Here is an 11,650-nt window from a genome sequence, read left to right as displayed (position 1 = left end):
CCTTGGGCGAGGGCGAGGGTGACTTCGCCGCCCAGCGGGCCGAGGGCCTTGGCGGTGTCGTTCAGCGTGCGGGCCGGCACCAGGGCGTTGATGCTCACCTCGGGGTCGTCCGGCCGCCACTGGATCTCGCGCAGCGCCAACCGGTACCGGTCGGTGGCGAGCATCGACAACGTGTCGCCGGACAGCTCGACGCGGACACCGGTCATCATCGGCAGCGTCTCGTCCCGGCCGGCCGCGATGGCCACCTGGGAAACCGCCGTGGCGAACGCGGCGGCGTCGACAGTGCCGGCGCTCTGCGGCATCTCGGGCAGCGCGGGGTAATCCTCCACCGGCATGGTGGGCAGGGTGAACCGGGCGCTGCCGCAGACCAACTCGAGGTGCGCGCCGACCGCGGCGATGTCGACCGGCTTGGCCGGCAACGCCTTGGTGATCTCGGCGAGCAGGCGGCCGGAGACGAGCGCGGCGCCGTCGGCGTCGCCCTGCACCTCGACGGTCACCTGGCTGGAGACCTCGTAGTCGAACCCGGAGACCCGCAGGTTGCCGTCGGTGACGCGGAGCATCACCCCGGCGAGCACCGGTACGGACGGCCGGTTGGGCAGGCTCTTCGCGGTCCACGCCACAGCCTCGGCGAGCGCGTCGCGCTCCACTCGGAACTTCATCAATGCCTCCGCGTCGACGTCAGCGACAACTCTCTCATGCCGACCGCTGCCTACCGTCCCGCCCGACCGTGCGGGTACCCATCGCACCTTAGGGCGCAGGGACATCGGCTGTGCGCCCGACCCCATGGATCGTGTCGATGCTGACGGGCTGATCCGACAGCGTTCGGCCCGATCCACAGAAAGCCCAACGGTGATGATTGGTTTTTGTTCTCTTAGAAGAGATAACTCATCGTCTTCATCGCACCTGTGCAAACTGTGGAAAACCGAGGTCTGCGCAGCTCAGACAGGTTATCGACCGGTGATTTAGCTGTGGAGAACCGGGGGTACAACCGGCTTCTGTGTCCACAGCCCGGCGACGGCGGCCGGTTGTCCACCGTTGTCCACCGGTTGTCCACCGGTAATCCACCGACTTTCTCCCCAAGCCTGTGGATCGCGGGGAAGATCACCATTGCCGTCATCCCCAGAACCTTCAACAGCCCGTACACAGGTTGATGATGACCGGTGGATAACCCGACCGTCGTCCCCAGGCGTCCACAGCCTCGTGCACAGGGTTTCTCCACAGCCTGTGGGTAACTGGCGGAGGACGGACCGTAGTTATCCACCGACGGTGGATAACGAGCTGTGGACAACGAGTGGGGATCGAGGCGGTCACGGCCTCGATCCTGTGGTCTACACCATGTCGAGAGTCCAGCTGACTGACCAAAAAGAACGCCCGACCGGAGATCCGGCCGGGCGTGTCCTCAGGTTGTGCACCGCCGCGACGGCGGTCGTACCCGTCAACTGTTCTGCTTGATCCGGTTGGTCAGCTCGGCGATCTGGTTGTAGAGCGAGCGGCGCTCGGCCATCTGCTGACGAATCTTGCGGTCGGCGTGCATCACTGTGGTGTGGTCCCGGCCACCGAACGCCTGCCCGATCCGGGGCAGCGACAACTCGGTCAGCTCCCGGCACAGGTACATGGCCACCTGGCGGGCGTTGACCAGGACACGGGACCTGGACTGGCCCCGCAGGTCCTCCAGGCTCACCCCGAAGTAGTCCGCCGTCGAGGCCATGATCTGGTCGGCGTTGATCTCCGGGCCGGCGCCGTCGGGCATGAAGTCCCGCAGCACCTCCTCGGCCAGCGACAGCTCGACCGTCGACCGGGTCAGGCTGGCGAACGCGGTCACCCGGATCAGCGCGCCCTCCAACTCCCGGATCGAGTTCGACACCCGGGAGGCGATGAACTCCAACACGTCCGGCGGGGCGTACATCCGCTCCTGCGCCGCCTTCTTCTGCAGGATCGCGATCCGGGTCTCCAGATCCGGCGGCTGGATGTCGGCCAGCAGCCCCCACTCGAACCGGGTTCGCATCCGGTCCTCGAGGGTGGCGAGCTGGCGCGGCGACCGGTCCGAGGTGATCACGATCTGCTTGTTGGCGTTGTGCAGCGTGTTGAAGGTGTGGAAGAACTCCTCCTGGGTGCGCTCGCGGTTCTCCAGGAACTGGATGTCGTCGATCAACAGGATGTCGACGTCGCGGTACCGCCGCTGGAACGCGCTGGTCTTGTCGTCCCGGAGCGAGTTGATGAAGTCGTTGGTGAATTCCTCGGTCGAGACGTAGCGGACCGAGCGGGCGTTGCCGAGCGTGGTGGCGTAGTGCCCGATGGCGTGCAGCAGGTGGGTCTTGCCCAGCCCCGAGTGCCCGTAGATGAACAGCGGGTTGTACGCCTTGGCCGGCGACTCCGCCACCGCCACGCTCGCCGCGTGGGCGAACCGGTTGGACGACCCGATGACGAAGGTCTCAAACATGTACTTCGGGTTGAGCCGGTTGCCACCGGTGTCGGCACCGGGCAACCGGCGGTCGTCGCGGCCACCGTTGCGGTGGTCCACAGCGCTGCGACCCGGGCCGCTGTCCGTTCCGCTGTCCCGGGGGAGCGAGCGGATCACGTGCTGGTCGCGTGGCGACGCCGAGTCATCCCGGTAGCGGGGCTCGTAGGGCCGGGTGTCCGGGCCGGGTGGGTCGAGGCGGGCCGCCTGCTCGTCGTAGCCGCGCCGGTCCGGGCCCGGCCGGTTCGGCCGGATGGGTTCGGCGAAGGCGGCGCTGAACAACGCCTCCTGCCCGTCCCTGCTGGCCGGGATCAGCCCGGAGCGGTGCCCGTCGACGGTCGGCGCGAGCGGCGGACCCGCCGGCGCGGGTGGCGGACCCGGATCGGGCGTACGCGGCGCGGGTGACTGCTCGGGGATCATCGCGTCGGCGGCCGGCCGAGCGTCCTGGTCGTCGTCGAACGACGCGACGCCCGGGACGTCGAGGTCGAGCTGCCCGACCTCCGGAGCGCTGCGGTAGACGGTGCCAGCCGGTCGGCCGGTGGCGTCCTCGGCCACCCGAACGGTGACCGCGACCTGGATCGGTCGGCCGAGCCGGCGGGTGAGCGCCTCGGTGATCGCCGGGCGCAGCCGTGACTCGATCACGTCGCGGGTGAACGCGTCCGGGACGGAGAGCAGCGCGGTGTCCTCGACGATCGCCCGCAGCCGGGTCAGCCGTAGATAGGCACGCTGCTGGGCGGAGATGATCTCGTCGGCGAGTTCGTCGGTCGCCGCTAACCACACCGCGGCAAGGTCGGTCGTACCGGCCACCGTCGTGCCACCCCCTCGCCTCTGCTCCCGGCCGCCGCTGTCTGTCTGCCAGCCGGCCGTCCCGGGCCCGCCGCGTTCGCGGGTGGAACAACACCCACCCGGACGATCGACCGGTGGTCATCCACAAGTTATCCACAGCCTGTGTACCGACCGATTGTGGCCACCGCCGGACGCGGGTGGCACCTGCCCCTGCCTGAACGGGCGCTGAAGCGGGTTCACCGTGCCGAACGATTCACTGCCTTGTCCGGTCTTGCCTGTGCGACGACCGGAGCTTCCGACGCTCACCGCAATCGGGCACGGTAACAGCGTTGTCCCTGCGCCATCAACCGGCGACGCGGCGGCGCCCTTGTCGGCATCAGCGAAAACCGTCCTCCCGCCTCGGGCGCGTCCCGTTGTCCGCTGCTCGGGGTGTTTGACGGCCATTGCCCCCCTGCGTAGGCTGGAACGGCTGCTTTCTCGCCCTCTGCTAGGGTGATGGGTGCTTGCTGTCCGCGGTCGCATCCTCGCACCGCCGAGGTCCCGCCCCGCCGGACAGCACCGATCGTGGGCCACCGTCGCGGTGGCCTGGACCACCACACGACCCCGGCGATCCCGTCGCGCGGGGCGCGTACGAAAACGGAGAGCCTGACGTGAGCAAGCGCACCTACCAGCCGAACAACCGCCGGCGCGCGAAGACCCACGGCTTCCGGCTGCGCATGCGCACCCGTGCCGGCCGTGCCATCCTGTCGAGCCGTCGCGCCAAGGGTCGCACCACCCTGTCGGCCTGAGCCGACCGGGCCGGTCCAGGGGACGTGGGCAGTCGTGCTGGCCGCCGCACAGCGACTGCGGCGCAGCACTGACTTCGCCGCAGCGGTTCGCGGTGGCCGACGCGCCGGACGTGGCGCCGTCGTGGTCCACCTGGCCATGCCGGTGACCGTCGACCCCAGCACACCGACCTCGCCGGAGCCGGTACGGGACAACAGTGCGGAGCAGTCGTCTGCGCCCTCCCGTGCCGGCTTTGTCGTGTCCAAGGCGGTCGGCAACGCGGTGACCCGCAACCGGGTCCGCCGCCGACTGCGGGCGCTGGTCCGGGAACGGCTGACCGCCCTGCCCGCCGGCAGCACCCTGGTCGTCCGGGCGCTGCCCGCCGCGGCGCAGGCGTCGTACCCCCGGCTCGCCACCGATCTGGACGCCGCCATCGCGGTCGCCAGGTCGCCCCGGGAGCGGCGGTCCCGATGACTGACACCGAGCAGACCAGCCCCCGCCCGTCGACAACCGGTGCCAAGGTGCTGATCGCGCCCATCATCGCGTACCGTCGGTGGATAAGTCCGGCACTGCCGGCTCGCTGTCGGTTCTACCCGTCGTGCAGTGCGTACGCCCAGGAAGCGGTCGCTCGACACGGCGCGCTCCGGGGAGCCGTGCTGGCGGTCCGGCGGTTGTTGCGCTGCCACCCCTTTCACCCTGGTGGATATGACCCGGTGCCGGAGCCGGGCGGCCGCCGCCGTGCTGATGTGACTGGAGCCCCGAATTGAGTCTCGACTGGATCTACTACGCGATTTCGTGGATCCTGCTGACCTGGCACTCGGCCTGGGACGCCATCGGGGTGCCGGTCGGCGCGGTGCTCGGCACCAACTTCGCCTGGATCCTGGCCATCGTCTTCCTGGTGGTCACCGTCCGGGTGATCCTGTTCCCGGTCTTCGTCAAGCAGATCAAGTCGCAGCGGGCGATGCAGGCGCTCCAGCCCAAGGTCAAGGAGCTTCAGGAGAAGCACAAGGGTGACCGGGAGACGCTCCAGAAAGAAATGATGGAGCTGTACAAGAAGGAGAAGGCCAACCCGCTGATGGGTTGCCTTCCGATGTTCCTTCAGATCCCGGTCTTCCTGGGTCTCTTCCACGTGCTGCGCCGGCTCGATCCCGACAAGCAGAACAAGACCCTCTACGGCTGGACCGTCGACCAGTTCCAGAGCGCCTCGCAGGCGAAGCTCTTCACCGCTCCCATCGCCGGCAAGTTCGGCTCCACCGCCGACGAGCTGGCCAGCCTGGGCGCCAACGGCAGCACCGTGAAGATCATTGCTGGTGTCCTGGTCCTGGTCATGATCGCGACCACCTACCTGACCAGCCGTCAGATGATCCTCAAGACCGGTTGGGCGGAGGACCCGCAGCAGCGGATGATCCAGCGGCTGATGCTCTACGGCATCCCGGCGTCGCTGCTGATCTCCGGCGCGATCTTCCCGATCGGCGTCATCATCTACTGGGTCACCAACAACCTCTTCACCCTCGGCCAGCAGCAGTGGGTGCTGCGGAAGTTCCCGCCGCCGGTGACCGCGAAGACCGCCGCCCCCGCCACCTCCCGCAACCCGGTGCAGCCCGCCAAGTCCGGTGGCCTGTTCGGTCGCGGCAAGGCGGCCCCGCCGGTGCCGGTCAAGGCGGCAGCACCCAAGGTGGCCGGGCCGAAGCCGGGCGCCAAGCCGGTGAACAACCCGAAGAAGAGCCGCCCCGCCAAGCGGCAGGGCTGATGTGTGAGGGCCGCCGCCGGTGATCCGGCGGCGGCCCGTTCCGCACCGCGCAGCCGCCGTACGGCCGGCGCCGGGTGGAACCGACCGCGCACCGCGCGGCCACGGGCGACACTGCCCGTACAGACGTGCCTGTGGGCACCGGCAACCTCCAGCCGGCCCCGGGAAACCAGTCGGACCCGACGGTCCGGCCGAGCGAGTACGGAGATGAGACCGTGACCGAGACCAGCATCCCCCGCGCCGAGCAGTCAGTGGACGAGGAGGAGACCGCCACGCTCGCGGTGGACGGCGACGACACCGAAGCCGACGACACCGAGGCGGACGACGACACCGACACCGCCGCTGGCAGTGGCACCCGGGCGAAGAAGGCTGTGGGCGAGGGCGACCTGTTCCGGCAGAGCGAGATCGCCGCTGACTACGTCGAGGGCCTGCTCGACATCCTCGACTACGACGGCGACATCGACGAGTTGGTCGCCGCCGGCCGGCCGATGGTCGAGGTGGTCGGCGAGCGGTTGCAGAATCTGGTCGGTCAGCGCGGGGCCACCCTGGAGGCGCTCCAGGAGCTGACCCGCCTCGCCGTCTTCCGGCAGACCGGTACGCCGAGCCGGCTGCTGCTCGACGTCGGCGGCTACCGGGCGAACCGCCGCAAGGAACTCGCCGCGGTCGCCAAGAACGCCGTCGAGAAGGTCAAGGAGTACGGCGAGCCGGTCCGCCTGGAGGCGATGTCCGCGTTCGAGCGCAAGTGCGTGCACGACGTCGTCAACGCCATGTCGGGCGTGGCGAGCGAGTCCGAGGGTGTGGAGCCGAACCGGCGCATCGTCGTACGGCCGGCGGACTGACCGGGTGACCCACGACGACCTCACGGCGGAAGCCGTGTCCGGCCCGTCACCTCCGACGCCGACGCTGGCACGACGGGCAGCGACACCGCCCCGTCACCGGCCGACGCGGCGTTGCCGCCCGAGCTGGCGCCAGCCGCGCTCACCCTCTTCGGCGACCGTCTCGACCTGGCCGCCGCGTACGCCGAACTGCTGGCCACCGACGGGGTGGTCCGCGGCCTGATCGGCCCCCGGGAGGCCCCCCGCATCTGGGATCGGCACCTGCTCAACTGTGCTGCGGTCGCCGAGCGGATCCCGTCCGGCGCGACGGTGCTCGACGTCGGCTCGGGAGCCGGCCTGCCGGGTCTCGTCCTGGCGATCGCCCGCCCCGACCTCACCGTCACCCTGATCGAGCCGCTGGCCCGACGGACCTCGTTCCTGATCGAGGTCGTCGAGCAACTCGGCCTGGCCAGGTCGGTACGGGTGTTCCGGGGCCGGGCCGACGAGGCAGCCAGCGGATCGAGCGGCCGGGAGCCGATCAGCGGAGACGTGGTGACCGCGCGCGCGGTCGCGCCCCTGGATCGGCTGGCCGGCTGGAGTCTCCCCCTGGCGGTTCGGGGTGGCCGTCTGCTGGCGCTCAAGGGCTCGTCCGCCGCCGCCGAGATCGAGGAACACGCCGACGTGGTGGCGCGACTCGGCGGTGGGGAGCCAACCGTGCGGCTCTGCGGCGTCGGTGTGATCGATCCACCCACCACCGTGGTGGAGATCGTGCGCGAGCGGATGGTCGGTCCGCCCCGCCCGGCGGCGAAGAAGCGCGCCCGGGGCGGGCGTCCCCGCCGAGGTTGACACTTCGCGCCATCGGGCTTCCGGCCGGTGGGTTGCCTCGTTGTACCGGTACGGGTGGACGAGGGGATGAGAACCCGACGTGGACCGGCCGCGCCCGTCCGCCGTAGGCTGACCGCGCGTCGATAGTGTGTAGCGGATGACGGACGTCGCGGGTCTCCGACCGCTCCCGTGGGCCGTACGCTCCGGGTTGCGGGCGTGGACGCGGCCGAGTTGACCGGGGCGCGGACCGACCATCCGAAGCGGGCAGGGATGACAGGTGCATGACGACGGCAGGTACGACGATCCACGCGTGACCGGGTCGACCAGCGATCCCGTTTCACGTGAAACCGACTACCCGAGCTGGTCGCCCGGCGCGACCGGGCCATCGAACCGACCCACCGACAGCGATCCGCCGCCGGCACTCGACCCGCCGACGGGCACGGGGCGACCGGACGGCTCGGCCCTCGCGGACCCACCGGGTGGGCGCAGGACGCCGGAGGCGTCGAGTCGACCGATCAACGCGGCCGAGGTGCGGTCGACCTCGGGTCGGCGCAACACCGCCGCGGCGGTTCGATTCGAGCCGGCGGTCCCGCACCAACCCACTGCGGCTGCCGTTCGGGACGCCGCGCCGGTGGTCGCCGACGCCCCGGTCGCTTCGACCGAGTCGTTGGCCGCCGTGGCGGCCGACCCCACGTACGTTTCACGTGAAACCCCGACGCGCGAAGAGGATGACCCACCGTTGGCTATGGAGGCGATGCGCGCCGTGCAGATCCTGAATCCCAGTGGCGAGGTGACCATGCCTCGGCCGGACCGGACCCGGGTCATGTGCGTCGCCAACCAGAAGGGCGGCGTGGGTAAGACCACCACCACCGTCAACCTTGCGGTGGCGCTCGCCCTGCACGGCAACCGGGTGCTCGTGGTCGACCTCGACCCGCAGGGCAACGCCTCGACCGGGCTCAACGTCCCGCACCACACCGGAATCCCCGACGTGTACGACTGCCTGATCAACAGCGTGCCGCTGGTCGAGGTGGCGCAGGCGGTCGAGGGCATCCCCAACCTCTGGTGCGTGCCCGCGACCATCGACCTGGCCGGAGCCGAGATCGAGTTGGTGTCGGTGGTGGCCCGAGAGTCGCGTCTGGACCGGGCGATCGCCGCCTACCCGGGCGAGTTCGACTACGTCTTCATCGACTGCCCACCCTCGCTCGGTCTGCTCACCGTCAACGCTCTGGTTGCCGCGCAGGAGGTGCTGATCCCGATTCAGTGCGAGTACTACGCGCTGGAAGGGCTCAACCAGCTGATCAACAACATCAACCTGGTACGCCAGCACCTCAACCCGAAACTCGATGTCTCCACCATCCTGCTGACCATGTACGACCGCCGTACCCGGTTGGCCGACGCCGTCGAGCAGGACGTCCGGAACCACTTCGGCGACAAGGTCCTCCAGGCGGTCATCCCCCGCAACGTCCGAGTCTCCGAGGCACCGAGTTACGGCCAGTCGGTGATGACCTACGATCCCGGTTCGCGGGGCGCCACGAGCTACTTCGAGGCGGCTCAGGAGATCGCCGAGCGGGGCGTCAAGGAGCCGGTGGGCCGGAATGCGTAGTGCGGACAAGTCGCTGGGAGGCGTGGCATGAAGAACCGTCCTCGGGGCGGTCTGGGTAAGGGCCTGGGGGCGCTGATCCCGACCGGGCCGGTCTCGGGTGCCGCTGGCACCGCGACGGCCGAGCCGGACAACGAGCGCCCGGACGGCGCGGGCACCACGGCCGCCGTCTCCGCGGTGCCCGCCCGGGTGCCAGTCCACGAGCCGGAGCCCGTGCTCAGCCCGGTGCCGGGTGCGCGATTCGCCGAGATTCCGGTCGACGCGATCATGCCCAACCCGAAGCAGCCGCGTCAGGTCTTCGACGAGGAGGCGCTGGAGGAGCTGAAGACCTCGATCCAGGAGGTTGGCTTCCTCCAGCCCATCGTCGTACGGCAGCTCGACGACGAGAAGTACGAACTGGTGATGGGCGAGCGGCGCTGGCGGGCCGCCCAGGCGGTGGGCCGGGAGAGCATCCCGGCGATCGTCCGGGACACCCGCGACGACGCCATGCTCCGCGACGCCCTGCTGGAGAACATCCACCGGGCGAACCTGAACCCGCTCGAAGAGGCCGCCGCCTATCAGCAACTGCTGGAGGAGTTCGGGGCCACCCACGAGGAGTTGGCCCGGCGGATCGGCCGGAGCCGCCCGCAGATCTCCAACACCATCCGACTGCTGAATCTGCCCGCCCAGGTGCAGCGCCGGGTTGCCGCCGGCGTCCTGTCGGCGGGGCACGCCCGCGCTCTGCTGAGCCTCGACGAGTCAGAGGCGCAGGAACAGCTGGCCCTGCGGATCGTGGCCGAAGGGCTGTCGGTTCGGGCGACCGAAGAAATCGTCGCCCTGACGCTGAACGACGGCCCGGCGAAGGGTCAGGCCGCGAAGCGGCGGCCCAAGGCGCACGCGCCGGCCCTGACCGATCTCGCCGACCGGCTGTCCGACCGGTTCGACACCCGGGTGAAGGTGGACATCGGCCGGAGCAAGGGCAAGATCACGATTGAGTTCGCGACCGTTGACGACCTGGAGCGGATCGTCGGGATCATCGGCGTGCAGCAGGAGGAGAGCGGGGACTGAGCCCAGCCCGCTCACCCACGGCCGCGCCACCCCACCCGGGGGCGCGGCCGTTCCGCATCCCGGGGTCGTCACGTTTCACGTGAAACAGCCGGCGGCTTCGCTCAACGGATCGGCGGACCGGACGGACGCCGAATCGCTCAGCCGGCCCCCCGAGGAGCGCCTCGGAGTACGCGGGGGCAGACGGCCCGGCCGTCCACGTCTTCGGGAACGGCGACCGCGCAGATGCGGTCGGTGGACGCCGCAGTGGCGAACCGATCTCCTGCACGGGTCACAGAAGGCTCCGGAATGCTGGGGTCGACCCGAGCCACCCCCAGCCCCGCTCGACGCGACAGCGAGCCGCTGAGTGGCCTGCACGGCACCTCCGCGGTGATCCTCGGGTGAGCCGAAGGGCCTGGGTTCGTGGTCGGACCCACCAGAGGCAATCCGCGCAGCGACGCCAGCCGCCGCCCTGCGCCGGTTTCACGTGAAACAGCGACACCGGCTCGTCGGTGTGTCAATCGACCCCTGCGGGTCGGGTTGACGGTCAGCTGGGTCGCCTCCGCGTCCCCACGCGTCGGCGTTGCGGGCACCGTTCAGCCGCCGGCCTCCGAGGCGGCCCGAACCGCCTCGGACGCGGGTTGGCGACAACGACCGACAGGTCGAAAAGTTATCCACACCGGTTGTCCACAGGCACCCCCCGTTTCACGTGAAACAGCGCGTGGGAGCGGGTGCGGGCCTGTGGATGACGGCCCGTGTTGAGGACCTCGGCAGCCTGTGGATATCGCCTCTCGGTGCCCGCGCGACCACTCGAGCCCGAGCGGCGGTGGCGCGATGATCCGGTGGCTCAGGACCGCTCAAACAGGTAGGGACAGCGGTGCCAGACTCGGTTAGGGTCAGCGTCGTGCACGACACCCCTCCCTCAGTCCCGGACTTCACCCAGTGGCCGTCATTTCCCTTCGAGGGTGACCTCCACGTGAAGCAGCTCGATGATCCGGTCCCGGTTGAACCGCCCCGGAAGGGTGAGGGTCTCCGGGAATGCACCGCCTGCAACGCGCCCGACGACGCCTACATCTGGGTGGGTGAGCGGTGGCGGGTACGCGCCATGGACCGCCCCACCGGTCTGCCTATGGTGCTCATCCTGGAATCGCGGACCCACCTCGACCTCGGTGACCTGCCGAACCTGCTGGCCGCCGAACTGGGCGTGATGACCGTGCGTCTGGAGCGGGCCATCCGCTCGCTCGACGGCGTCGCCCGGGTGCACGTCAACCGCTGGGGCGACGGCTCCGCTCACCTGCACATGTGGTTCCTCGCCCGGCCGTACGGTCGCCTCCAGTTGCGGGGCACGTTCCTGTCGCTGTGGGACTCGATCCTGCCGCCGATCTCCGAGGCGCAGTGGCGGGAAAATCTGGCACTGGTAGCGGACTGGCTCGCCGAGTTCGGTGGCCGTCCGCTCGCCGAGCCACCCCGCATCCAGTGGCAGGCGCCGTCCAGTCTGCTGGCCCAGTCGGCTGCCGCGGATGCCGCCGCCGCAGCCGAGGCTGCCTCAGCGGCAGCAGCCGCAGCGGACGCGGTTTCGGTCATCGAGGCGGCAGAGGAGATTCCGGAACCGGTGCTGGACTCCCCGTCCG

11 protein-coding genes are annotated in these 11,650 nt (G+C 69.9%); 9 read left to right on the top strand and 2 right to left on the bottom strand.

Annotated elements, in window-relative coordinates; translation table 11 throughout:
- Both dnaN and dnaA read right to left on the bottom strand, forming a co-directional pair.
- A partial coding sequence (gene dnaN, locus KBX53_RS09305) for a DNA polymerase III subunit beta (protein ID WP_210858658.1) occupies positions 1–659 on the bottom strand: 659 nt, incomplete at its 3' end.
- 776 nt (positions 660–1,435) lie between these two features.
- Positions 1,436–3,265, bottom strand: a complete 1,830-nt coding sequence (gene dnaA / locus KBX53_RS09300; protein WP_030331873.1) for a chromosomal replication initiator protein DnaA — start codon at positions 3,263–3,265, stop codon at positions 1,436–1,438.
- Between the two features lie 629 nt (positions 3,266–3,894).
- Here dnaA and rpmH point away from each other — a divergent pair.
- The 9 genes from rpmH to KBX53_RS09255 form a co-directional block, all read left to right on the top strand.
- A complete protein-coding gene (rpmH, locus tag KBX53_RS09295; protein WP_007453904.1) occupies positions 3,895–4,032 on the top strand; it encodes a 50S ribosomal protein L34 in 138 nt (45 codons plus the stop codon).
- Positions 4,033–4,066: 34 nt separating this feature from the next.
- Positions 4,067–4,483, top strand: a complete 417-nt coding sequence (gene rnpA / locus KBX53_RS09290; protein WP_030331871.1) for a ribonuclease P protein component — start codon at positions 4,067–4,069, stop codon at positions 4,481–4,483.
- Positions 4,480–4,776 carry a membrane protein insertion efficiency factor YidD gene (gene yidD / locus KBX53_RS09285; RefSeq protein ID WP_081883822.1) on the top strand — a complete coding sequence of 99 codons (297 nt, stop codon included), beginning with the start codon at positions 4,480–4,482 and terminating at the stop codon, positions 4,774–4,776. Before rnpA ends, yidD begins: the two co-directional genes overlap by 4 nt.
- Positions 4,773–5,759 (top strand): membrane protein insertase YidC, encoded by a 987-nt coding sequence (gene yidC, locus KBX53_RS09280; protein ID WP_210858656.1) that lies wholly within the window; start codon positions 4,773–4,775, stop codon positions 5,757–5,759. Before yidD ends, yidC begins: the two co-directional genes overlap by 4 nt.
- 212 nt (positions 5,760–5,971) lie before the next feature.
- Positions 5,972–6,595 (top strand): R3H domain-containing nucleic acid-binding protein, encoded by a 624-nt coding sequence (locus KBX53_RS09275; protein WP_030331867.1) that lies wholly within the window; start codon positions 5,972–5,974, stop codon positions 6,593–6,595.
- 111 nt (positions 6,596–6,706) lie between these two features.
- On the top strand, positions 6,707–7,417 hold the full coding sequence (rsmG, locus tag KBX53_RS09270; RefSeq protein WP_030331865.1) for a 16S rRNA (guanine(527)-N(7))-methyltransferase RsmG: 711 nt from the start codon (positions 6,707–6,709) through the stop codon (positions 7,415–7,417).
- A 256-nt stretch (positions 7,418–7,673) separates the two neighbouring features.
- Entirely contained in the window at positions 7,674–8,999 is a 1,326-nt protein-coding gene (locus KBX53_RS09265; protein ID WP_081883821.1) for a ParA family protein, read from the top strand.
- Between the two features lie 27 nt (positions 9,000–9,026).
- Entirely contained in the window at positions 9,027–10,043 is a 1,017-nt protein-coding gene (locus KBX53_RS09260; protein ID WP_030331860.1) for a ParB/RepB/Spo0J family partition protein, read from the top strand.
- An 880-nt stretch (positions 10,044–10,923) separates the two neighbouring features.
- Positions 10,924–11,650, top strand: a 727-nt coding sequence (locus tag KBX53_RS09255) for a hypothetical protein (RefSeq protein ID WP_210858654.1), incomplete at its 3' end; no start/stop codon positions are given.

The sequence above is a fragment of the Micromonospora sp. M51 genome (assembly GCF_018070305.1).
GTDB classification, from domain to species: domain Bacteria; phylum Actinomycetota; class Actinomycetes; order Mycobacteriales; family Micromonosporaceae; genus Micromonospora; species Micromonospora parva.
The sequence above is the reverse complement of the archived record's forward strand: the minus strand, read 5'-3'. Positions and strand labels throughout refer to the sequence as shown.

What these genes read in the sequence shown, in the direction of transcription:
- yidD (WP_081883822.1), top strand. Translation starts at nt 4,480, where the DNA reads ATGACTGACACCGAGCAGACCAGCCCCCGCCCGTCGACAACCGGTGCC.
- KBX53_RS09260 (WP_030331860.1), top strand. Translation starts at nt 9,027, where the DNA reads ATGAAGAACCGTCCTCGGGGCGGTCTGGGTAAGGGCCTGGGGGCGCTG.